The 22,827-nt window shown below is 60.1% G+C and carries 16 protein-coding genes, 2 tRNA genes, 2 rRNA genes and 1 pseudogene; 12 read left to right on the top strand and 9 right to left on the bottom strand.

The features are described from left to right. Window positions 1-90 precede the first annotated feature (90 nt). From P9292_RS28520 to P9292_RS28500, 5 genes are all read right to left on the bottom strand, one after another. Window positions 91-2,971, bottom strand: a 23S ribosomal RNA gene (locus tag P9292_RS28520). A 305-nt stretch (window positions 2,972-3,276) separates the two neighbouring features. Continuing rightward, window positions 3,277-3,352 (bottom strand) — tRNA-Ala (locus P9292_RS28515). 56 nt (window positions 3,353-3,408) lie between these two features. Then, window positions 3,409-3,485, bottom strand: a tRNA-Ile gene (locus tag P9292_RS28510). 64 nt (window positions 3,486-3,549) lie between these two features. Beyond that, a 16S ribosomal RNA gene (locus P9292_RS28505) occupies window positions 3,550-5,082 on the bottom strand. Together the 16S and 23S rRNA genes with 2 tRNA genes alongside form the textbook arrangement of a ribosomal RNA operon. Window positions 5,083-5,577: 495 nt before the next feature. Further along, window positions 5,578-6,354 (bottom strand): enoyl-CoA hydratase, encoded by a 777-nt coding sequence (locus P9292_RS28500; RefSeq protein WP_309962357.1) that lies wholly within the window; start codon window positions 6,352-6,354, stop codon window positions 5,578-5,580. A 139-nt stretch (window positions 6,355-6,493) separates the two neighbouring features. Between P9292_RS28500 and paaN the strand changes: the two genes are divergently transcribed. From paaN to paaK, 4 genes are all read left to right on the top strand, one after another. Continuing rightward, window positions 6,494-8,203: a phenylacetic acid degradation protein PaaN gene (gene paaN, locus P9292_RS28495; RefSeq protein ID WP_309962355.1), complete on the top strand. Its 1,710-nt coding sequence runs from the start codon at window positions 6,494-6,496 to the stop codon at window positions 8,201-8,203. Between the two features lie 102 nt (window positions 8,204-8,305). Continuing rightward, complete coding sequence (gene paaG / locus P9292_RS28490; protein ID WP_309962353.1) at window positions 8,306-9,097, top strand: 2-(1,2-epoxy-1,2-dihydrophenyl)acetyl-CoA isomerase PaaG; 792 nt, start codon at window positions 8,306-8,308, stop codon at window positions 9,095-9,097. A gap of 58 nt (window positions 9,098-9,155) precedes the next feature. Further along, the gene (paaI, locus tag P9292_RS28485; protein ID WP_309964220.1) at window positions 9,156-9,542 is read left to right on the top strand and encodes a hydroxyphenylacetyl-CoA thioesterase PaaI; all 387 of its coding nucleotides are present in this window, start codon (window positions 9,156-9,158) and stop codon (window positions 9,540-9,542) included. 70 nt (window positions 9,543-9,612) lie between these two features. Further along, window positions 9,613-10,911, top strand: a complete 1,299-nt coding sequence (paaK, locus tag P9292_RS28480) for a phenylacetate--CoA ligase PaaK (RefSeq protein ID WP_309962351.1) — start codon at window positions 9,613-9,615, stop codon at window positions 10,909-10,911. Here paaK and P9292_RS28475 read toward each other — a convergent pair. Further along, complete coding sequence (locus P9292_RS28475) at window positions 10,908-12,149, bottom strand: MltA domain-containing protein (RefSeq protein WP_250509549.1); 1,242 nt, start codon at window positions 12,147-12,149, stop codon at window positions 10,908-10,910. The genes paaK and P9292_RS28475 overlap by 4 nt on opposite strands. Before the next feature lie 90 nt (window positions 12,150-12,239). Beyond that, window positions 12,240-12,614, bottom strand: coding sequence for a Co2+/Mg2+ efflux protein ApaG (gene apaG / locus P9292_RS28470; protein ID WP_244826321.1), 375 nt, complete (start codon window positions 12,612-12,614; stop codon window positions 12,240-12,242). A gap of 295 nt (window positions 12,615-12,909) precedes the next feature. Between apaG and rpe the strand changes: the two genes are divergently transcribed. The 8 genes and pseudogenes from rpe (at window position 12,910) to P9292_RS28430 (ending at window position 20,098) form a co-directional block, all read left to right on the top strand. Continuing rightward, entirely contained in the window at window positions 12,910-13,599 is a 690-nt protein-coding gene (rpe, locus tag P9292_RS28465) for a ribulose-phosphate 3-epimerase (RefSeq protein ID WP_244826322.1), read from the top strand. Beyond that, a complete protein-coding gene (locus P9292_RS28460; RefSeq protein WP_309962347.1) occupies window positions 13,596-14,336 on the top strand; it encodes a phosphoglycolate phosphatase in 741 nt (246 codons plus the stop codon). Before rpe ends, P9292_RS28460 begins: the two co-directional genes overlap by 4 nt. Window positions 14,337-14,721: 385 nt before the next feature. After that, a pseudogene (gene trpE / locus P9292_RS28455) lies at window positions 14,722-16,219 on the top strand (anthranilate synthase component I). 12 nt (window positions 16,220-16,231) lie between these two features. After that, window positions 16,232-16,816, top strand: a complete 585-nt coding sequence (locus P9292_RS28450) for an aminodeoxychorismate/anthranilate synthase component II (RefSeq protein ID WP_309962345.1) — start codon at window positions 16,232-16,234, stop codon at window positions 16,814-16,816. A gap of 5 nt (window positions 16,817-16,821) precedes the next feature. Then, on the top strand, window positions 16,822-17,853 hold the full coding sequence (trpD, locus tag P9292_RS28445; RefSeq protein WP_250509529.1) for an anthranilate phosphoribosyltransferase: 1,032 nt from the start codon (window positions 16,822-16,824) through the stop codon (window positions 17,851-17,853). 11 nt (window positions 17,854-17,864) lie between these two features. After that, window positions 17,865-18,650 (top strand): indole-3-glycerol phosphate synthase TrpC, encoded by a 786-nt coding sequence (gene trpC, locus P9292_RS28440; RefSeq protein WP_250509530.1) that lies wholly within the window; start codon window positions 17,865-17,867, stop codon window positions 18,648-18,650. A gap of 21 nt (window positions 18,651-18,671) precedes the next feature. Next, complete coding sequence (locus tag P9292_RS28435; protein WP_244826328.1) at window positions 18,672-19,325, top strand: CYTH domain-containing protein; 654 nt, start codon at window positions 18,672-18,674, stop codon at window positions 19,323-19,325. Continuing rightward, on the top strand, window positions 19,322-20,098 hold the full coding sequence (locus P9292_RS28430) for a uracil-DNA glycosylase (protein ID WP_250526291.1): 777 nt from the start codon (window positions 19,322-19,324) through the stop codon (window positions 20,096-20,098). Before P9292_RS28435 ends, P9292_RS28430 begins: the two co-directional genes overlap by 4 nt. Window positions 20,099-20,196: 98 nt before the next feature. On the opposite strand, the gene P9292_RS28425 is transcribed toward P9292_RS28430, so the two are convergent. After that, window positions 20,197-20,793 carry an FMN-dependent NADH-azoreductase gene (locus P9292_RS28425; RefSeq protein WP_250465758.1) on the bottom strand — a complete coding sequence of 199 codons (597 nt, stop codon included), beginning with the start codon at window positions 20,791-20,793 and terminating at the stop codon, window positions 20,197-20,199. Between the two features lie 140 nt (window positions 20,794-20,933). Beyond that, window positions 20,934-22,751, bottom strand: a complete 1,818-nt coding sequence (locus P9292_RS28420) for a PDZ domain-containing protein (RefSeq protein ID WP_309962342.1) — start codon at window positions 22,749-22,751, stop codon at window positions 20,934-20,936. Between the last annotated feature and the right edge of the window lie 76 nt (window positions 22,752-22,827).

Here is a 22,827-nt window from a genome sequence, read left to right as displayed (position 1 = left end):
GCACACAACCAATCCGGGAAGAAGCAGTAAATGTTGGGTGGCGATTGTCGCACACGCATAACTCGCCAGTGGTTCAAACACACTGGTTATAGGATCAAGCCTTACGGGCAATTAGTATCAGTTAGCTCAATGCATTACTGCACTTACACACCTGACCTATCAACGTCCTGGTCTAGAACGACCCTTCAAGGGGCTCGAAGCCCCGGGGATATCTCATCTTAAGGCGAGTTTCCCGCTTAGATGCTTTCAGCGGTTATCTCTTCCGAACATAGCTACCCGGCGATGCCACTGGCGTGACAACCGGTACACCAGAGGTTCGTCCACTCCGGTCCTCTCGTACTAGGAGCAGCCCCCTTCAAATATCCAACGCCCACGGCAGATAGGGACCAAACTGTCTCACGACGTTTTAAACCCAGCTCACGTACCTCTTTAAATGGCGAACAGCCATACCCTTGGGACCGGCTACAGCCCCAGGATGAGATGAGCCGACATCGAGGTGCCAAACACCGCCGTCGATATGAACTCTTGGGCGGTATCAGCCTGTTATCCCCAGAGTACCTTTTATCCGTTGAGCGATGGCCCTTCCATACAGAACCACCGGATCACTATGACCTGCTTTCGCACCTGCTCGACTTGTCGGTCTCGCAGTTAAGCACGCTTATGCCATTGCACTATCAGCACGATTTCCGACCGTACCTAGCGTACCTTCGTACTCCTCCGTTACACTTTGGGAGGAGACCGCCCCAGTCAAACTGCCTACCATGCACTGTCCCCGATCCAGATCATGGACCAAGGTTAGAACCTCAAACAAACCAGGGTGGTATTTCAAGGACGGCTCCACCGAAACTAGCGTTCCGGTTTCATAGCCTCCCACCTATCCTACACAGATCGGTTCAAAGTCCAATGCAAAGCTACAGTAAAGGTTCATGGGGTCTTTCCGTCTAGCCGCGGGGAGATTGCATCATCACAAACACTTCAACTTCGCTGAGTCTCGGGAGGAGACAGTGTGGCCATCGTTACGCCATTCGTGCAGGTCGGAACTTACCCGACAAGGAATTTCGCTACCTTAGGACCGTTATAGTTACGGCCGCCGTTTACCGGGACTTCAATCAAGAGCTTGCACCCCATCATTTAATCTTCCGGCACCGGGCAGGCGTCACACCCTATACGTCCACTTTCGTGTTTGCAGAGTGCTGTGTTTTTATTAAACAGTCGCAGCCACCAGTTTATTGCAACCTCTTCACCCTTCCAGCGCAGGCTGGTTAAGCTACAGAGGCGTACCTTATCCCGAAGTTACGGTACCAATTTGCCGAGTTCCTTCTCCCGAGTTCTCTCAAGCGCCTTAGAATACTCATCTCGCCCACCTGTGTCGGTTTGCGGTACGGTCACTATTAGACTGAAGCTTAGAGGCTTTTCTTGGAACCACTTCCAATTGCTTCGCTTCCGAGGAAGCTCGCGCCACACCCTTGAATCCTGTGCCCGGATTTGCCTGAGCACCTTCTCCAATGCAGCGACCGGGACGTCCAACACCCGGACAACCTTCCGCGATCCGTCCCCCCATCGCATCTAACAATGGTGCAGGAATATTGACCTGCTTCCCATCAGCTACGCATTTCTGCCTCGCCTTAGGGGCCGACTCACCCTACGCCGATGAACGTTGCGTAGGAAACCTTGGGCTTACGGCGAGGGGGCTTTTCACCCCCTTTATCGCTACTCATGTCAGCATTCGCACTTCCGATACCTCCAGCACGCTTTTCAACGCACCTTCGCAGGCTTACGGAACGCTCTCCTACCATGCATATAAATATGCATCCGCAGCTTCGGTGACTGGCTTGAGCCCCGTTACATCTTCCGCGCAGGACGACTCGATCAGTGAGCTATTACGCTTTCTTTAAAGGGTGGCTGCTTCTAAGCCAACCTCCTGACTGTTTTTGCCTTCCCACTTCGTTTCCCACTTAGCCAATCTTTGGGACCTTAGCTGGCGGTCTGGGTTGTTTCCCTCTTGACACCGGACGTTAGCACCCGATGTCTGTCTCCCGTGATTGCACTCTTCGGTATTCGGAGTTTGCTATGGCGTAGTAATCCGCAATGGACCCCACAACCATGACAGTGCTCTACCCCCGAAGGTGATACACGAGGCACTACCTAAATAGTTTTCGGAGAGAACCAGCTATTTCCAAGTTTGTTTAGCCTTTCACCCCTATCCACAGCTCATCCCCTAACTTTTCAACGTTAGTGGGTTCGGTCCTCCAGTACGTGTTACCGCACCTTCAACCTGGCCATGGATAGATCACTTGGTTTCGGGTCTACGCCCAGCAACTGATCGCCCTATTCGGACTCGCTTTCGCTACGCCTGCCTTAATCAGTTAAGCTCGCTACTGAACGTAAGTCGCTGACCCATTATACAAAAGGTACGCCGTCACCCCTTGCGAGGCTCCGACTGTTTGTATGCATGCGGTTTCAGGATCTATTTCACTCCCCTCCCGGGGTTCTTTTCGCCTTTCCCTCACGGTACTGGTTCACTATCGGTCGATCACGAGTATTTAGCCTTGGAGGATGGTCCCCCCATCTTCAGACAGGATTTCACGTGTCCCGCCCTACTTGTCGTACCCCTAGTTCTTCCACGCTGTTTTCGCTTACAGGGCTATCACCTGCTATGGCCGCACTTTCCAGAGCGTTCAGCTAACAACACAGATAAAGAGTACAGGCTGATCCCATTTCGCTCGCCACTACTCTGGGAATCTCGGTTGATTTCTTTTCCTGCGGTTACTTAGATGTTTCAGTTCACCGCGTTCGCTTCACTAAGCCTATGGATTCAGCTTAGGATGACCCATTCGGGCCGGGTTTCCCCATTCGGATATCGGTGGATCAAAGCTCGTTTGCCAGCTCCCCACCGCTTTTCGCAGGCTACCGCGTCCTTCATCGCCTGTGATCGCCAAGGCATCCACCACATGCACTTGTTCGCTTGACCCTATAACGAGTGTGTCTGCCAGCATTGCTGCCTTTAAGCCCACCGTCATAGGTTGAGTATTCGCGTTGTGCCGTATTCCAAAGCAATCTTTCGATCACCTTTTCATACTTGATACAATCACAACCCTGATTACCCTACTCACACCCATCTCTAAGTGCTTTCGAATAATCTCTTTACTACTTCTTCCAGATTGTTAAAGAACGACAGCCGATAGCGTGATCAAATTCAATCACCTACCCGTGCTGACTGGCTCAATCGCCAATGCGCAACGTTGAACCCCGCGTTCAGCGCTGTGCATTGAGGATTGGTGGAGGATGACGGGATCGAACCGACGACCCCCTGCTTGCAAAGCAGGTGCTCTCCCAGCTGAGCTAATCCCCCCGTGTGTGCCTGACTCAGTCTGCTCGCTTGGTCGTTTTAAGCACCGCTTGCCCGGGTGGTGGGTCTGGTTGGATTCGAACCAACGACCCCCGCCTTATCAAGACGGTGCTCTAACCGACTGAGCTACAGACCCTTAGCCTGTCTTTCTGACAGCCGATAAGCGTGAACACTTGAGTGGGCGAGCGTTTAAGCTCGAGAAAGGAGGTGATCCAGCCGCACCTTCCGATACGGCTACCTTGTTACGACTTCACCCCAGTCATGAATCCTACCGTGGTGACCGTCCTCCTTGCGGTTAGACTAGCCACTTCTGGTAAAACCCACTCCCATGGTGTGACGGGCGGTGTGTACAAGACCCGGGAACGTATTCACCGCGGCATGCTGATCCGCGATTACTAGCGATTCCAGCTTCACGCAGTCGAGTTGCAGACTGCGATCCGGACTACGATCGGTTTTCTGGGATTGGCTCCACCTCGCGGCTTGGCAACCCTCTGTTCCGACCATTGTATGACGTGTGAAGCCCTACCCATAAGGGCCATGAGGACTTGACGTCATCCCCACCTTCCTCCGGTTTGTCACCGGCAGTCTCCCTAGAGTGCTCTTGCGTAGCAACTAAGGACAAGGGTTGCGCTCGTTGCGGGACTTAACCCAACATCTCACGACACGAGCTGACGACAGCCATGCAGCACCTGTGCGACGATTCTCTTTCGAGCACCCCAAGCTCTCACCCGGGTTTCGTCCATGTCAAGGGTAGGTAAGGTTTTTCGCGTTGCATCGAATTAATCCACATCATCCACCGCTTGTGCGGGTCCCCGTCAATTCCTTTGAGTTTTAATCTTGCGACCGTACTCCCCAGGCGGTCAACTTCACGCGTTAGCTACGTTACTAAGGAAATGAATCCCCAACAACTAGTTGACATCGTTTAGGGCGTGGACTACCAGGGTATCTAATCCTGTTTGCTCCCCACGCTTTCGTGCATGAGCGTCAGTATTGGCCCAGGGGGCTGCCTTCGCCATCGGTATTCCTCCACATCTCTACGCATTTCACTGCTACACGTGGAATTCTACCCCCCTCTGCCATACTCTAGCCTGCCAGTCACCAATGCAGTTCCCAGGTTAAGCCCGGGGATTTCACATCGGTCTTAACAGACCGCCTGCGCACGCTTTACGCCCAGTAATTCCGATTAACGCTCGCACCCTACGTATTACCGCGGCTGCTGGCACGTAGTTAGCCGGTGCTTATTCTTCCGGTACCGTCATCCCCACCCGGTATTAACAGGCAGGTTTTCTTTCCGGACAAAAGTGCTTTACAACCCGAAGGCCTTCTTCACACACGCGGCATTGCTGGATCAGGGTTGCCCCCATTGTCCAAAATTCCCCACTGCTGCCTCCCGTAGGAGTCTGGGCCGTGTCTCAGTCCCAGTGTGGCTGGTCGTCCTCTCAGACCAGCTACAGATCGTCGCCTTGGTAGGCCTTTACCCCACCAACTAGCTAATCTGCCATCGGCCGCCCCTATAGCGCGAGGTCCCGAAGGATCCCCCGCTTTCTTCCGTAGATCGTATGCGGTATTAATCCGGCTTTCGCCGGGCTATCCCCCACTACAGGACACGTTCCGATGTATTACTCACCCGTTCGCCACTCGCCACCAGGGTTGCCCCCGTGCTGCCGTTCGACTTGCATGTGTAAGGCATGCCGCCAGCGTTCAATCTGAGCCAGGATCAAACTCTTCAGTTCAATGCCTGTTACTGTTTTCGGTTGTTTTACCAACCGGTCGCTCACTCAACGTACTGACGATGATCAATCCGTCTTTCGACAGATAAACCTTCCTCTAATACTGTGTGAGACTTGATAACTTTCGCTAAACGTCCCAACCCCGAAAGGTCAGAACCGCTCGCGCCATCAAGTGCCCACACTTATCGGCTGTTAGTTTTTAAAGAGCACATTCGCCAAGACTTCCTGCCAAGCGCACCAAGCATTTTGCTCAGCACCGCTTCGTCTTGCGTCGCTGCATCTGCAGCAGAGAAACGAGATTATGTACGTCGTTTCAGTTACTGTCAACAAGAATTTGAAGCTTTCTTTTCTTGCCCACCGCGCTTCGGAGCGAATACCACCTTTGTCCGCCTCGCCTACTGAAACCACCTCCCGCTTCCTTCGCGTTCATCGAATCGCGAAGGAACGGAATTTTAGTGGGCGCCGGCGAGAATCGCAAGCCCTTTGCGTCGAAGAAACTTAACGGTGTTTGAAGAAGGGCTTGCGCTTCTCGACGAACGCGGCCATGCCTTCCTTTTGATCTTCCGTCGCGAAGAGCGAATGGAACAGGCGACGTTCGAAATGAACGCCTTCCGCCAATGTTGTTTCGTAGGCGCGATTGACCGCCTCTTTCGCCATCATGACCGCTGGCAGCGAGAAAGAAGCGATGATCGTCGCGGCCTCGACGGCCTCATCGATCAGACGCTCCGCACCGACGACGCGCGACACCAAACCCGCCCGCTCCGCCTCGCTCGCGTCCATCATGCGCGCGGTCAGGCACATGTCCATCGCTTTTGACTTCGATACCGCGCGCGTCAGCCGCTGCGTGCCGCCCGCACCCGGGATGACGCCGAGCTTGATTTCGGGCTGGCCGAACTTCGCGGTATCCGCGGCGATGATGATGTCGCACATCATGGCGAGTTCGCAGCCGCCGCCCAGCGCGAAGCCGCCGACCGCCGCGATGATCGGCTTGCGAATCGAACGAATGGTTTCCCAGTTGCGCGTAATGTAGTCGCCCTTGTAGGCGTCCATATAGGAATAGCCGGCCATCATTCCGATGTCCGCGCCCGCTGCGAACGCCTTCTCGCTACCGGTCACGACGATCGCGCCGATATCCTCGTCGGCGTCGAATGCCTTCAACGCCGCGCCCAACTCATCCATCAGCGCGTCGTTCAGCGCGTTGAGCGCCTTCGGCCGATTGAGCGTGATCAGTCCAACCCGCCCGCGCGTCTCCACCAACAGATTCTCGTAAGCCATGCACTCCTCCTTTCGATCCTCAGGTAAGCCCTAATGAAATCACTTGCTTCGCGCTATCTCGATAATGCTAACATTACCAACCAACCGGTCGGTTAATTATTCGACCCGCCGCCATCCGCCGTTCTTACTGCTCGCGACCATGACACACCCGCTCTTTACGAAACATGAGGCGACGCTCGACCAAGCGCTTGCCGCCATCGAGACACGCGGCTATTGGAGCCCGTTCGCCGAAATGCCGAGCCCCAAAGTGTACGGGGAAACAGCAGCCGCGGACGGCGAAGCCGCGTTTAAGGCGCATCTCGGCAAGACGTTCGAGCTCGACCAGCCCTCGACGGGAGAGACGGTCGGTGACGAACGATCGCCGTTCGGCATCGGGCTTGGCATCAAGTATCCCAAGTCTGATCCCGACGCGCTCATTCGGGCCGCTTCCGAAGCGCAATCTGCGTGGCGCGCCGCTGGACCGAAAGCGTGGGTCGGCGTGAGTCTCGAGATTCTTTCGCGACTGAACCGCGCGAGCTTCGAAATTGCGCAAAGCGTGATGCATACGACCGGTCAGGCATCCATGATGGCCTTTCAGGCAGGTGGCCCGCACGCGCAGGATCGCGGGCTCGAAGCCGTGGTCTATGCGTGGGACCAAATGCGCCGAATCCCTTCCGAAGCGCATTGGGAAAAGCCACAAGGCAAAAATCCGCCGCTCGCGATGCAAAAGCGCTTCACCATCGTTCCGCGCGGCACGGGCCTCGTGCTTGGCTGCTGCACGTTCCCAACGTGGAACGGTTACCCCGGCCTGTTCGCCGATCTCGCGACCGGCAACGCGGTCATCGTCAAACCGCATCCGGGTGCGATCTTGCCGCTTGCGATCACTGTTCGCACCGCGCGCGAAGTACTGCGGGATGCGGGCTTCGATCCGAATGTCGTCACGCTGCTCGCCACCGCTCCGAATGACGGCCCGCTCGTACAAGAACTCGCCGTGCGGCCCAAAATCAAGCTGATCGACTTCACGGGCAGCACGCAGAACGGCACCTGGCTCGAACGCAACGCGCATCAGGCGCAGGTCTATACGGAAAAAGCGGGCGTCAATCAGATCGTCATCGATTCCGTGGACGATCTGAAGGCAGCGGCACGGAACATTGCGTTTTCGCTCGCGCTCTATTCCGGCCAGATGTGCACGGCGCCTCAAAACATCTACGTGCCGCGTGAGGGTATCCGCACGGCCGACGGACACGTGAGCTTCGACGATGTCGCCAAGGCGCTCGCCGTTTCCGTCGAAAAACTGACCTCCGACCCGGCGCGCGCGGTCGAGCTGACCGGCGCGATTCAAAACGATGGCGTCGTCAATCGCGTAGCCCAAGCACGCGAACTCGGCGCGGTTCTCCTCGATAGCCAGACGCTCGCGCACCCGGCATTTCCCGAAGCGCGAGTGCATACGCCCCTCATGCTCAAACTCGACGCGCGCGCCGATGAAGCCAGCTTCACCAAGGAATGGTTCGGCCCGATCTCCTTCGTCGTCGCGACGGACTCGACCGCGCAGTCGTTGGAACTTGCCGGCTCGATCGCGCAAGAACACGGCGCGCTGACCTTCGCCGTGTACAGCACGGACGACGCAGTGATCGAAGCGGCCTATGACGCAGCCATTCGCGGCGGCGTCGCCCTGTCCATCAATCTGACGGGCGGCGTTTTCGTCAATCAGACCGCGGCGTACTCGGACTTCCATGGCACCGGCGCGAATCCCGCGGCCAACGCTGCGCTGTCCGACGCGGCTTACGTCGCCAATCGCTTTCGTGTCGTGCAAAGCAGAGTCCATGTTGCGCCGAAGGCCGCGACTGCGGAAGCTAGCCAAACGGCATAGGCAAACGCGACGGTGCAAAAGGCCTATGCCATTCGGCCGACTGGCAAGGGCTCGGACGCACGGCTAGTATCGATTCGAACGATTGGTGATTGAGGAGACGCCATGTCCGGGAAGTCCGTCCTGTTTCATATCGATGCAACGACGCGCGTGGCAACGGTGACGCTCAATCGTCCCGACAAGCTGAACAGCTTTACCCGCGAGATGCATGTCGAGCTGAACGACGCGTTGAACGAAGTCGAAGCGAGCAACGCGCGCGCGGTCATCATCACCGGCGCGGGACGCGGCTTTTGCGCGGGTCAGGATCTGGCCGATCTCGACTTCACGCAAGGCGCCACGCCCGATCTCGGCGAGCTGATCGAAGCACACTTCAACCCGCTCGTGCGACGTCTTCAGGCAATGCCATTGCCGATCATCGCCGCTGTCAACGGCACGGCCGCCGGCGCCGGCGCGAATCTGGCGATGGCGTGCGATCTAGTCATTGCCGTGCGCTCGGCCAGCTTTATCCAGGCGTTCGTGAAGATCGGTCTCGTGCCCGACTCAGGTGGAACGTGGCTTCTGCCACGACGTGTCGGCGAAGCGCGCGCGCTCGGGCTCGCGCTGACGGGTGAGAAGCTCGGCGCGGAAAAAGCGCAAGCGTGGGGCATCGTTTGGCGCGTGGTGGAAGACGCCGACTTGACCGACGCCGCGACGCAACTGGCCGCACAACTCGCGCAGCAGCCCACGAAGGCGATAGCGGCGATCAAGCAGGCGCTTCGCGCGAGCGCCAACAACACGTTCGATCAGCAACTCGACCTCGAACGCGATGTTCAACGCGAGTTGGGCGCGTCCCACGACTTCATGGAAGGCGTCGCCGCGTTCAAGGAAAAGCGCGCACCGCGCTTCGAAGGTCTGTAAGAGCCGCAAGGAGAAACCCGTGACGCCTCAACAACTGGCGGAAGCGACCGCCAAGGCAATGTATGAAGCAGACGCCTGCACGCGCTCGCTCGGCATTGAACTCGTCGAAATCAGGCCTGGCTATGCGCGGCTGCAGATGAACGTGCGCCCCGACTTCCTGAACGGCCACGCGATCTGTCATGGCGGCTTGATGTTCACGCTTGCCGATTCCGCATTCGCCTTTGCATGCAATTCGTACAACCTCAGCACGGTCGCGGCGGGCTGTTCGATCGAATTTCTGCGTCCGGTTCAAGGCGGCGATCGACTGACCGCCGAAGCGATCGAGCAGACTTTGAGCGGCCGCGCCGGCATCTACGATATTCGCCTGACCAACCGCGAAGGCGAAACGGTCGCGATGTTTCGCGGCAAGTCCGCGCAGATCCGCGGCAACGTCATACCAGTCTGACTGGACCGACCCGAGCAGGCGGACGCGCCAGACATGGCCCCGCTGCATGGCGAGCATGAAGGAGACAACGATGACCACAACGCTGCCGCTCGAGCCTATAGAAAAGGCGAGCCGCGACGAACTTCTGGCGCTGCAACTCGACCGTCTGAAATGGACGCTCAAGCACGCCTATGAGAACTCGCCGGTGTATCGGCGCAAGTTCGATGCAGCCGGCGTGCATCCGGAGGACGTGCAGTCGCTCGCCGATCTCGCCCGCTTCCCGTTCACGACGAAAAAAGATCTACGTGACAGTTATCCGTTCGGCATGTTCGCCGTGCCGCAAGAGCGAATCTCGCGAATCCACGCTTCGTCCGGCACGACCGGGAAGCCGACTGTTGTGGGTTACACGGCGTCCGATATCGACATCTGGGCGAATCTCGTGGCGCGCTCGATCCGCGCAGCCGGCGCGCGACGCGGCGATAAGGTCCATGTGAGCTACGGCTACGGTCTCTTCACGGGCGGCCTCGGCGCGCACTACGGCGCCGAACGCGCGGGACTCACGGTAATTCCCTTCGGCGGCGGTCAGACCGAAAAGCAAGTGCAACTGATCCAGGACTTTCGTCCGGACATCATCATGGTGACGCCGAGCTACATGCTCTCGATCGCGGATGAACTCGAGCGGCAAGGCGTCGATCCGGCGAGTTGCTCGCTGCGTCTCGGCATCTTCGGGGCGGAACCGTGGACGAACGACATGCGTCGCGCGATCGAGGCGCGCATGGGTATCGACGCGGTCGACATCTACGGGCTTTCGGAAGTGATGGGGCCAGGCGTGGCTTCGGAGTGCGCGGAAACCAAGGACGGCCCGACGATCTGGGAAGACCATTTTTATCCCGAGATCATCGACCCGGAAACGGGCGAAGTGTTACCGGATGGCGAATTCGGCGAACTCGTCTTCACCTCGTTGACGAAGGAAGCGCTGCCGATCATCCGCTATCGCACGCGCGATCTCACACGGCTTTTGCCGGGCACCGCGCGCACGATGCGCCGCATGGAAAAGATCACCGGCCGCTCGGACGACATGATGATCGTGCGCGGCGTCAACGTGTTTCCCACGCAGATAGAAGAGTTGCTGCTCAAGCGCCCCGTGCTCGCGCCGCACTACCAGATCGTATTGACGAAGGAAGGTCCGCTCGACGTCCTGACGCTGAACGTCGAGCCTTGCCCCGAATCCGCGCCCGATATCGTCGCGCTCGACGGCGCCAGGGACGCGCTCACTTACGACATCAAGGCGCTGATAGGCGTCAGCGCTATCGTGAATGTGCTCGCGGTGAACGGCATCGAGCGTTCGGTGGGCAAGGCGCGACGCGTCGTCGACAAACGCGCCCGCTAGGAATTCGGCAGCAAGAGCCACATCCGGCCGCCCTGCTTCATGCGGCCGGCAAGATCGCCGGCGTCGTCGCCCAGGCCCCAGAAGTAGTCGGCGCGCACGCCGCCCTTGATTGCGCTGCCGGTGTCTTGAGCGAAGACGAGGCGGTTCATCGGCTGATTGCTGAGCGGGCGCGTGGTCTGGAGGAACACGGGCGTGCCGAGCGGGATCGCGGACGGATCGACGGCGATCGAACGTTCGGGCGTCAGCGGCACCCCCAAGGCGCCAACCGGGCCGTCGCCGAGACTCGCAGACACCACGTCGGCCGACGGCATCTCACGGAAAAACACGAAGCGCGGATTCACGTCGAGGAGCGCATCGACGCGCGCGGGGTTCGCCTTCGCCCACGCCTTGATGCCCTGCATGGTCGCCTGCACCGGCGTGATTTCGCCGCGATCGAGCAACTCCTTGCCGATCGACCGATACGGCTGGTTGTTCGTGCCGCCGAAGCCAACGCGCATCACGCTTCCGTCTTCCATGACGACGCGTCCCGAACCCTGAACCTGCAGGAAGAACGCTTCGATCGGGTCGTCGACCCAGACGAGTTCGTTGCCGGTCAACGCGCCCGAACGTTCGAGCTGCGCGCGCGCAGGCAACGCGGAGCCTTGCTTATAGCGATACGGCCATCGATAAAGCGCGTTCTGATAGATGCCATGCCGCGTACGCGCGCCGCGCAACAACGGCTCGTAGTAGCCGGTTACGAGGCCGTCGAGCGTGCCGTCGGTATTCGCAAGCTGATAAGGCGTGAAGTAGCTCTCGAAGAAGCTGCGCGCCGCCGACATGTCCAGATCGTCGAGCTGCTGTGCCGCCGCGCATGCTCGCTGCCACGGCGCCTGACGCGCGAGACGGCTGCAGTTCTGACGCAGCGCGGCCGTCGCGCCGATGAGTGAATCGTCCTGCCAGCCCGGCACTTGCTGCCAGCTCACCGGCGAAAGACGCGAAGCCGCGCGCTGTCCCGTGATGATCGGCGCGCCAGTCGGTGCATTCGCGCCTGGCTTCGTATAAGAGCCGCCTCCGCACGAGGCGACGAGGACCGCGGTTGCAATCGATGCGGCCAGCGCCGCCACGCGCGCGGCTGACCGCGTGAAACGCATACAATGCTCGTTCTTGATGGGAACCGCCATGTCTGATCTGTTCGACGAATATCCAATGCTGGTTTTCGGGCTCGAGGCGCTGGTTGCGCTCGGCTTGCTGATTTTTATCGTCGTGTGGACGAATTCGGGCAAGAAGAAACACCGGAACCGCCAAAACGCCGCTACGAAGCGCCGCTGATTGCCACTAAAACTCCGCGTTCAATGCAGGGTGCGCGGCATGTGCAGCGCGAACTCCGCGACCGGCGCTTCGAAGCGCTCGCCATCTTCCGCCACGCAGAAATACGAGCCGCGCATCGTGCCCACGGGCGTCGCGATGACGGCCCAGCTCGTATATTCGAAGCGCTCGCCCGGCGGCAGAAGCGGCTGATGCCCGACCACGCCGAGCCCTTTTACTTCCTGCACGTGATCGTCGCTATCGGTGATGATCCAGTGACGGGAGATCAGTTGAGCGGTGACCTGACCCGTGTTACGGATCGTCAACGTGTAGGCGAACGCGTATTGACGGTTGTCGGGATCTGACTGGTCCGGCAGGTAGCGCGTCTCGACCGCGACGCTGAATTCGTACTGGCTCATCGTTGTTCCAATTCTATTCGTCGCTGCGCCGCCATTTAGCGCGCAGGTGCCTCATTGTTTCATCGCTTTGCTTCCACTGGTCAAGCATTCTGCTTTATGCAATTCACAGTCGCAATACGAATTGCGTGCTCGAGTCAAATCCAAAACTCGCGCCATTTCATTCCGAGTAGCACGTATTAGGCCGTTCAGCCGGGTAACGTGCTGAAAAAACGCGGGTTAGAATCGGTGTTCCAGACATCGAGCCTTAATCCGGCAATGCTTTCGCCGGACGCGGGCCAACTCACTCCACACGTCCATGAAGCAATTCCATATCGCTCCTAGCATCCTGTCCGCCGACTTCTCGCGCCTTGGCGAAGAAGTCCGTAACGTCGTCGCGGCCGGCGCCGACTGGGTTCACTTCGACGTGATGGACAACCATTATGTGCCGAACCTGACGATCGGCCCGGTGGTGTGCGAGGCGCTTCGCCCGCATGTGGACGTGCCCATCGACGTGCATTTGATGGTGCGCCCGGTCGACCGTATCGTGCCGGACTTTGCAAAAGCCGGAGCTAATCAGATCAGTTTCCATCCGGAAGGTTCGGATCATATCGACCGGACCTTGTCGCTCATTCGCGATCACGGCTGCAAGGCGGGCCTCGTGTTCAATCCGGCCACGCCGCTCATTTATCTGGATCACGTGATGGACAAGGTCGATCTCGTGCTCATCATGTCGGTGAACCCCGGCTTTGGCGGACAGTCGTTCATTCCTGAAGCGTTGAACAAGATTCGCGAAGCGCGCACGCGTATCGACGCTTACCGCGAGCGAACGGGCCGCGATATTCATCTCGAAGTGGATGGCGGCGTGAAGGTGGAGAACATCGGCGAGATCGCGGCGGCGGGCGCGGACAGCTTCGTCGCGGGCTCGGCCATCTTCGGCAAGCACGACTACAAGCAAGTAATCGACGCCATGCGCGCCGAACTTGCCAAAGTGGGGAACGCGCAGTGAGCGAACTCACCACCTTTTCGATACGACCCGCGCGACCGATCCGCGCGGCCATCATCGATCTCGACGGCACCATGGTTGATACCGCCGACGACTTCGTCGTCGCGATCAACGGCATGCTCGTGCGCATCGGTCTGGAACAGCAGGCGGTCGCGCGCGATGAAGTCGTGGGTTACGTCGGCAAGGGCTCGGAGAATCTGATCCGCAGCGTGCTCGCCGTGCGCCTGCCGCGCACCGAAGCCGCCGCGCAATTCGACGACGCCCTCGCTATCTATCAAAGCGAATACGCGAAGATCAACGGCCAGTACTCGGCGCTCTTTCCCGAAGTGAAAGAAGGCCTGGAAGCCATGCGCGAACTCGGCATTGCGCTCGCGTGTGTGACCAACAAGCCGCATCGGTTCGCGGTGGAGTTGCTGGCGCACTTCGGCATTGCCGAGTATTTCAAGGTCATTCTCGGCGGCGATTCGGTCGCGCAGAAGAAGCCCGATCCGCTTCCCATGCTCACCGCGTGCGAGCGGCTCGACGTGCTGCCGCGCGAAACCGTGGCGGTCGGCGACTCCGAAAACGACGCTCTCGCGGGCCGCGCCGCGGGCATGGCGACGCTCACCGTCCCCTACGGCTACAACCACGGGAAAGATGTGCAATCGGTGAAATCCGATGGTATAGTTTCCACGCTGCGCGCCGCCGCAATGGCCATTTCCACTACGCTGGCGCCGCCCAATACCACACTGACTGAATAGTCCATCTCATGTTTCTCAACAGAAAACGGAGTCTGAGCAGCATCGACCGGGGAGCCTGGCCCTGGCGTCGCTGGTCGCGCTAACCTCGCCCGAGGTACGCTGAAGCCATCATGTTCGAGCACGCTTCAGCATCCGTTTTTTGTTTCGCTGCGCATTTCCGCGCCGTTTCCTCTGACTTGTCGCACCGCTTGCTTCGGAACCATTCCGGCGCAACGCACGGTAACCGCGTCGTTCTTCAAGACGTCTCTCCTTGCGAGAAACGCCCGCGAAAACGCGTGTCGTCGCGCACCGTTCGACAGCATGAAAAACCGGCCGATCGCAGTGCCCCGCTTGTCCCGATGCCGCGCTCAATCAAAAGAATGCGCGGCACGCAAAGGATCGCAACATGACCGAACTCGAATTCCAATCGCTGGCGAACGAAGGCTATAACCGCATTCCGCTCATCGCAGAAGCGCTCGCCGATCTCGAAACGCCCCTGTCGCTTTATCTCAAGCTCGCGCAGTCCGAGCGCAATGGCGCCAACTCGTTCCTGCTGGAATCCGTCGTGGGCGGCGAGCGCTTCGGGCGCTATTCGTTCATCGGCCTGCCCGGCGCGCACGGTGGTGCGCGTACAGAACGGCGTGTCGCAAGTCGTGACCGACGGCAACGTCACCGAGACCGATGAAGGCGATCCGCTCGCGTTCATCGAACGCTTCCAGAAGCGTTTCAAGGTTGCCATGCGTCCAGGTTTGCCGCGCTTTTGCGGCGGCCTGGCAGGCTACTTCGGTTACGACGCGGTGCGCTATATCGAGAAAAAGCTTGCGCATACGGCGCCGCACGACGATCTCGGTCTGCCGGACATTCAGCTTCTGCTGACCGAGGAAGTCGCGGTCATCGACAACCTCGCGGGCAAGCTCTACCTGATCGTCTATGCCGATCCCACCAAGGCCGAGGCGTATGCCAAGGCGAAGCATCGGCTGCGCGAACTGCGGGCGCGTCTGCGTGCTACCGTCCAGCCGCCCGTGACGTCGGCGAGTGTGCGCACCGAAACGTTCCGCGAGTTCGCTAAAGAGGATTATCTGAACGCCGTGCGACGCGCGAAGGAATACATCGCGGCGGGCGAACTAATGCAGGTGCAAGTCGGCCAGCGGCTCGTCAAGCCGTTCCGCGACAACCCGCTCTCGCTGTATCGCGCGCTGCGTTCGCTCAATCCGTCGCCGTACATGTACTACTACAACTTTGGCGGCGACGTTCACGTGGTCGGCGCATCGCCGGAAATTCTCGTGCGTCAGGAACAGCGCGCGGGCGAGCGCATAGTGACCATACGTCCGCTTGCCGGCACGCGACCGCGCGGCAACACGCCCGAGCGCGACGCCGAACTCGCCACCGAACTGCTGAACGATCCGAAGGAAGTCGCCGAGCACGTGATGCTGATCGACCTCGCGCGCAACGACGTGGGCCGTATTGCGCAGACCGGCTCGGTTTCGGTGACGGACAAGATGATCATCGAAAAGTATTCGCACGTTCAGCACATCGTGAGTTCGGTCGAAGGCACGTTGAAGCCCGGCATGAGCAACTTCGACGTATTGCGCGCGACCTTCCCCGCCGGCACGCTTTCCGGCGCGCCGAAAGTGCGCGCGATGGAATTGATCGACGAACTCGAACCCGTGAAGCGCGGCTTGTATGGCGGCGCGGTCGGTTATTTGTCGTTCAGCGGCGAAATGGATCTGGCGATTGCCATTCGCACCGGCCTCATTCACAAGGGCAATCTCTATGTGCAGGCAGCGGCGGGTGTCGTTGCCGACTCGGTGCCCGAGTCCGAATGGCAAGAGACGGAGAACAAGGCGCGCGCCGTGTTGCGTGCCGCCGAGCAAGTGCAAGATGGCCTCGACAGCGACTTCTGAGGAGAAAAGACCATGCTGCTGATGATCGACAACTACGACTCGTTCACCTATAACCTGGTCCAGTACTTCGGCGAACTCGGCGAGGACGTGCAGACGTTTCGCAACGACGAAATCTCGCTCGATGAAATCGCCAAGCTCAATCCTGCACGCATCTGCCTGTCGCCGGGACCGAGCAATCCGCAGCACGCGGGCATCACGCTCGACGTACTGCGCGAGTTCTCCGGCAAGCTGCCCATTCTTGGCGTGTGCCTCGGCCATCAGGCCATTGGCGAAGCGTTCGGCGGACGCGTGGTGCGCGCGCAGACCATCATGCACGGCAAGGTGAGCGCGATCGAAACCGACTGTAAAGGCGTGTTCTCCGACCTGCCAAAACACTTCAACGTCACGCGCTATCACTCGCTGGCGATTGAACGCGAGTCTTTGCCCGACTGTCTCGAAGTGTCCGCATGGACGCCTGATGGTGAAATCATGGGCGTGCGCCACCGGAAACTCGAAGTGGAAGGTGTGCAGTTCCATCCGGAATCCATTCTTTCCGAGCATGGTCACGCGCTGCTCGAAAACTTCGTGAAAAACACGGCATCGGGAAAGCGAGCGTGACTGCCATGACGATCACCGCACAAGAAGCGCTGCAACGCACGATCGAGCATCGCGAAATCTTTCACGACGAAATGCTGCATCTCATGCGCACCATCATGCGCGGCGAGATGTCGCCTGTGATGGCCGCTGCGATCATCACCGGCTTGCGCGTGAAGAAGGAAACCATCGGCGAGATCGCGGCCGCCGCGACTGTCATGCGCGAGTTCGCCAATCACGTCGAGGTGGCGGACAACTCCCATTTTGTCGACATCGTCGGCACGGGCGGCGACGGCTCGCACACTTTCAACATTTCCACGGCATCGATGTTCGTTTCCGCCGCCGCCGGCGCGAAGGTCGCGAAGCACGGCAATCGCGGCGTGTCGAGCAAGTCGGGCAGCGCGGACGTGCTCGAAGCGCTCGGCGTGAATATCGATCTGACGCCGGAACAAGTCGCCGCCTCGATTGCCGAAACCGGCATGGGCTTCATGTTCGCGCCGAACCATCATCCGGCAATGAAGAACATCGCGCCCGTGCGCCGCGAACTCGGCGTGCGGACCATCTTCAATATTCTCGGGCCGCTGACCAATCCGGCGGGCGCGCCGAATCAGCTGCAGGGCGTGTTCCATGAAGACCTCGTCGGCATCCAGGTTCGTGTGATGCAGCGGCTCGGCGCAAACCACGTGCTTGTCGTGTACGGCAAGGACGGGATGGACGAAGTGTCGCTTGGCGCCGCGACCAAGGTCGGCGAATTGAAGAACGGCGAAGTGAACGAGTACGAGATTCATCCGGAAGACTTCGGTCTTCAAATGGTCTCGAACCGCTCGCTGAAAGTGCAGGACGCGCAGGAATCGAAAACCATGCTGCTCGGCGCGCTGAACAACAAGGCGGGTGTAGCGCGCGAGATCGTCACGCTGAACGCGGGCGCGGCGCTCTACGCGGCCGACATCGTCGATTCGATCGCCGAGGGCATGGCCGCCGCGCGCGAAGCCATCGCCAGCGGCGAGGCGCGCGAAAAGGTCGAAGCTCTCGTGCGCTTCACGCAGCAATTCACCAAATAACGGACATCACCATGAGCGACATTCTGGATCGCATCATCGCGGTGAAGCGCGAGGAAATCCGCGCCGCCGAACAAAGCGCGCCGCTCGAAGAACTCAGGCTCGAAGCGAGCGCGCGCGACTTGCGCGATTTCGTCGGCGCGCTGCGTGCGAAGCATGCTGAAGGCCGGGCCGCGGTCATTGCGGAAGTGAAGAAGGCGAGCCCTTCCAAAGGCGTGCTGCGCGAGCACTTCGTGCCGGGCGAAATTGCACGCTCCTACGAGCAAGGCGGCGCCGCGTGCCTTTCCGTGCTCACCGACGTGCAGTTCTTTAAAGGCAGCGTCGCGTATCTCGAAGAAGCGCGCGCCGCGTGCAGCCTGCCGGTGCTGCGCAAAGACTTTATCGTCGACCCTTATCAGATCATGGAAGCGCGCGCGATGGGCGCCGACTGCATTCTGCTGATAGCCGCCGCGCTCGAACTTTCGCAGATGCAAGATCTCGAAGCCTATGCACATTCGCTCGGACTCGCGGTGCTGGTCGAAGTGCACGACGCCGACGAACTGCGAGACGCGCTCACGCTGAAAACGCCGCTCATCGGCATCAACAATCGCAATCTGCGCACGTTCCAGACGACTATCGATACGACCATCGGCATGCTCGAAGCGGTGCCGGACGACCGTATTGTGGTGACCGAATCGGGCATTCTCTCGCGCCACGACGTGGACCGGCTGCGAGCGATGCACGTACACACGTTCCTCGTCGGCGAAGCGTTCATGCGCGCCGACGATCCGGGCACGGAACTCGCGCGAATGTTCTTCTGACTCTAAAGACGGGACCGAATTTTGGGCATCGAACAGGAAATCAAGCTCGCGCTGCCGCCTTCGCAGCACGACGACGTGGCGCGCTTTTTCGACGAGCGAACCGGTGCGGGCAAGCCGATGGAACTGGCGAACGTCTATTTCGACACGCCGGATTGTGCGCTCGCCAAGGCGAAGTCCGCATTGCGCCTGCGCCGCACGCCCGACCAGTGGTTGCAGACGTACAAGGTGCTGGGCGAATCGAAGGCCGGCTTGAGCCGTCGTCACGAATGGGAAATGCCGGTGGCGGGCGAATCGCTTGAAATCGATGCGCTCCTCGTTTCCTGCGAAGACGAAGCGGCCCGCAAGGCATTGCAGGACGCCGCGCCGAATCTGATCGCCCTGTTTCGCACGGACTTCCGGCGCATCGTGTGGGACATCGAGCGTGAAGGCTCGCAGATCGAAGTCGCGCTCGACGCCGGCAAGATCACGGCGGACGTGGATGGCGAAAACCATCACGCCGAAATCAGCGAGCTGGAACTCGAAATCAAGTCCGGCGACGCCAAAGCGCTCTCCACGCTCGCCGCCGAATTGCGCGGCGCGTTTCCCGAACTCGACCCGGAAGATTTGAGCAAGGCGGAGCGAGGTTATCGGCTGCGCGAGCGTCCGGAAAGCGCGGTAGACGACGCCGAAGCATGAGCCAGCAGCCTTCTCTTTTTGACGAGCCTCGCACGCACGCTAGCGGCTTCATCACGCTCGAAAGCCAGTTCGAAGCGCTGCCCGCTGAATGGCGGCGGCATCTGACAGCATTTATCGACAGTCCGCGCTATGCGTCGTTGTGCGCTTTCGTGGATGCCGAGCGCGCCGCCGGCAAGACCGTTTATCCCGCCGATGTTTTCCGCGCATTGCGCCTCACCAGTCCTGGCGAGGTCAAAGTGGTGATTCTCGGTCAGGACCCGTATCACGGTGAAGACAAAGGCGCGCCACAAGCGCATGGGCTTGCGTTCTCCGTGCCCGCGCCCGTGCGCCCGCCGCCTTCGTTGCGCAACATCTTCAAGGAAATCGCCGCGAGTCTGGATATCGTCGCGCCTGCTCACGGCTGCCTCGATTCGTGGGCGAAACAAGGCGTGCTCTTGCTCAACACGTCGCTGACCGTCGAGCGCGATAAAGCGGGAAGCCATGCCAAGCGGGGCTGGGAACAGTGCACGGACACGCTGATCCACGAAATTGCCGAGCGCCACGATGGCGTCGTGTTCATGTTGTGGGGCGCGCACGCTCAGGCAAAACGCGCGCTGATCGACGGCACGGGAAAGGCGCATTGCGTGCTGGAAGCGCCGCATCCGTCGCCGTTGTCGGCGCATCGCGGGTTTCTGGGGTGCGGGCATTTCGTCGCCGCGAACGAATATCTGAAGCGGCATGGGCGCGAGCCGATCGACTGGCGCTTGCCCGCCGAGGCACAGTTGCTCGCCTGAGCATCCTCATCAATGCAACGCAATGCAATGCAATGCAAAGAGCCCGCCGCGGTCCGAAGACCGGGCGGGCTCTTTTACTTCGGCGTCGAGCTTAAGCCTTACAGCGCCGCGATCGAATCGCGTGCCGAAGCGAGCGCTGCGCTCGCGGCCTCCGGCCCCATCGCCAGGCCTTCGGCGTAGATGAAGTTCACGTCAGTCATGCCGAGGAAGCCGAGGAACGTCTTGAGATACGGCGTTTGCGAGTCGTTCGGCGTGCCTGCGTACTTGCCGCCACGCGCCGACACCACGAACACCTTCTTGCCCTTCACCAGGCCTTCGGGGCCGGTCGCGGTGTAGCGGAACGTGATTCCGGCCCGCGCGATCCAGTCGAAATAAGCCTTCAGTTGCGACGACACGCCGAAGTTATACAGCGGCGCCGCGATCACCACGATGTCGGCCGCTTGCAGTTCGTCGATCAGCGCTTCGCTCTTCGCGTTGATGGCGACTTGTTCCGGCGTGCGTTGTTCGGCGGGCGTGAAGAACGCGCCGAGCGTGGCGTCGTCGAGGTGCGTGAGCTGGTCGGCGAGCAGATTGCGGACGACCACGTTCGCGCCCGGATTGCTTTGTTGCAGCTTCGCGGTGAGTTCGTCGGCGAGCAGCGTCGATTGAGCGCCTTGCGAGCGGGCTGCGGAGTTGATCTGGAGAATCGTCGTCATGATGGCTTCCTTGATGGAGGAGCGGGAGCCGTCGGCGCCCGCGTTGGAAGCATTCTTCGTTGTTCGGCGTTCCGGAAAAAGCCGTCCGGCCGTGAAGGATCGTTGCACCAGTAGGACAATCCCCGGTGGGCGCAGCCTTTTCAGCCCTTCAGCCAGCGCTCGCGCCATTGTTTCGACGGTCCGCGCCCGTCGATAGCCGTCAGCACATAACGCGACACTTCGGGGCCGTCGAGCTTCACTTCGGTACGACGCAGTTCGTCGCGGCGAAACGCGTGTACTTCGACCTTCGCACCCGGCAGATAACGCGACAACAGCGCCTCCAGATTCGATCCCGTCACACGCAGACCATCGAGGGCCACGAGAACATCGCCCGCCGAAAGCCCCGCCTTCTGCGCGGCGCTGCCGTCGTGCACGACCGCCAGCGTGCACTCCGCGCTGCCACGCACGCGCATGCCGAGCGACGGCTTGCCGGCCGTGCCGCTCGTCGGCAGATCGGGCGCGAGTGCTATGCCGAACGGCTCGAGGAGCGCGTCGAGCGGCAAGTCGCGCGTGCCGCGCACGCCGTCGCGGAACAGCGAGCGCAGATCCGCGCCGGTGGCCTCGGCGAAGAGCGCTTCCACTTCGTCCTCGCGGATGCCCCGTGCCTTGCCGAGATAGAAGTCGCGTCCGTAGCGCTGCCACAAGAGACGCATGACATCGTCGAGCGACTTACGGTTGTCCGTCTGCGCGCGGATCGACAAATCGAACGCCAGCGCGACGAGCGAACCCTTCTGGTAGTAACTGACGATGGCGTTCGATGCGTTCTCGTCGGCGCGGTAGTACTTCACCCATGCGTCGAACGAACTCTGCGCCACCGATTGCTTGAGCCGCCCGCTTCCGCGCAACACGCCGCCGATGGTCTTGCCGAGCATCGAGAAGTAATCGCTCGCGGAAATAAGGCCGGTGCGCACGAGGATCAGGTCGTCGTAATACGACGTGAAACCTTCGAAGAGCCACAAAAGCGACGTGTAATTTTCCTGCGACAGATCGTACGGCGCGAACGCCGCCGGCTTGATGCGCTTTACGTTCCACGTATGGAAGTATTCGTGGCTGCAGAGGCCAAGATACGTGCGATAACCTTCGCTGACTTCGGGTCGGCCAAGCACCGGCAAGTCGCCGCGATTGCAGATCAGCGCCGTGGATGCGCGATGTTCCAGCCCGCCGTAACCATCGCTGACGGCGACCGTCATGAACACGTAGCGATCCACCGGCGCTTTCTTCGTGCGCGGTTCGAAGAGCGCGATCTGCGCTTCGCACACGCGTTTGAGGTCGGCCGCGAGCCGGTTCATGTCGAGCCCGATCACGCGTCCGGAGATCACGATGTCGTGCTTCACGCCATGCGCGGTGAAGCCGCCGAGCGCGAATTCGCCGATCGTCACCGGATGATCGACGAGTTCGTCGTAATTCGCGGCCTCGTACGCGCCGAAACCATGGCGCTTCGTGCCACGCGCTTCGGCAAGCGCCGTGGCGACGCGCCAGTTGCGCAGCGCTCCGCCCTGCGGCGCTTGAATATCGACGATACACGGCGCAGCCGACTGCCCCTCCACCGCGAGAAACACGCTCGTGCCGTTGAAGAAGCCGACGCTGTCATCCAGATGCGCGGCGCGTACCGACATGTCCCACGCGTACACCTCGTAACGCAGCGTGATGGGGCCATCCACCGGCGCGGCTTGCCACGCGTGCTTGTCGATTTTTTCGATACCGATCTTGCGCCCTGCCGCGTTGAACGCCTGCAAGGTGACGATATTGCGCGCGAATTCGCGAATCATGTAGCTGCCCGGAATCCACACCGGCAGCATGAAGCGTTGTCCCGCCGGGTCCGGCGCGGCGACCGTGAGCGTGACTTCGAAGATATGCGCGGCCGGGTTCTTCGGAACGATGCTGTAGCGCACCGGTCGATCGAGCGTAGTCGTTGCCATGTCGTGTCCTTTGTTCTTGTTGTGGGCGCGCGGTCGGTGCGCCTTTGAAACCAAAAGAGGCGCCTCTCATGCGCCT

It is taken from the genome of Caballeronia sp. LZ001, from assembly GCF_031450875.1.
Taxonomy (GTDB): Bacteria; Pseudomonadota; Gammaproteobacteria; order Burkholderiales; family Burkholderiaceae; genus Caballeronia.
Note: the sequence above shows the minus strand (reverse complement) of the source record. Positions and strands in the feature narration are given on the sequence as shown.

Excerpts from the sequence above, each read along its gene's own strand:
- paaI (WP_309964220.1), top strand. The coding sequence starts at position 9,156 with ATGTATGAAGCAGACGCCTGCACGCGCTCGCTCGGCATTGAACTCGTC.
- rpe (WP_244826322.1), top strand. The coding sequence starts at position 12,910 with ATGAAGCAATTCCATATCGCTCCTAGCATCCTGTCCGCCGACTTCTCG.
- apaG (WP_244826321.1), bottom strand. The coding sequence starts at position 12,614 with ATGAGCCAGTACGAATTCAGCGTCGCGGTCGAGACGCGCTACCTGCCG.
- paaG (WP_309962353.1), top strand. The coding sequence starts at position 8,306 with ATGTCCGGGAAGTCCGTCCTGTTTCATATCGATGCAACGACGCGCGTG.
- trpC (WP_250509530.1), top strand. The coding sequence starts at position 17,865 with ATGAGCGACATTCTGGATCGCATCATCGCGGTGAAGCGCGAGGAAATC.
- P9292_RS28430 (WP_250526291.1), top strand. The coding sequence starts at position 19,322 with ATGAGCCAGCAGCCTTCTCTTTTTGACGAGCCTCGCACGCACGCTAGC.
- P9292_RS28425 (WP_250465758.1), bottom strand. The coding sequence starts at position 20,793 with ATGACGACGATTCTCCAGATCAACTCCGCAGCCCGCTCGCAAGGCGCT.
- P9292_RS28420 (WP_309962342.1), bottom strand. The coding sequence starts at position 22,751 with ATGGCAACGACTACGCTCGATCGACCGGTGCGCTACAGCATCGTTCCG.
- paaN (WP_309962355.1), top strand. The coding sequence starts at position 6,494 with ATGACACACCCGCTCTTTACGAAACATGAGGCGACGCTCGACCAAGCG.
- trpD (WP_250509529.1), top strand. The coding sequence starts at position 16,822 with ATGACGATCACCGCACAAGAAGCGCTGCAACGCACGATCGAGCATCGC.
- paaK (WP_309962351.1), top strand. The coding sequence starts at position 9,613 with ATGACCACAACGCTGCCGCTCGAGCCTATAGAAAAGGCGAGCCGCGAC.
- P9292_RS28450 (WP_309962345.1), top strand. The coding sequence starts at position 16,232 with ATGCTGCTGATGATCGACAACTACGACTCGTTCACCTATAACCTGGTC.
- P9292_RS28500 (WP_309962357.1), bottom strand. The coding sequence starts at position 6,354 with ATGGCTTACGAGAATCTGTTGGTGGAGACGCGCGGGCGGGTTGGACTG.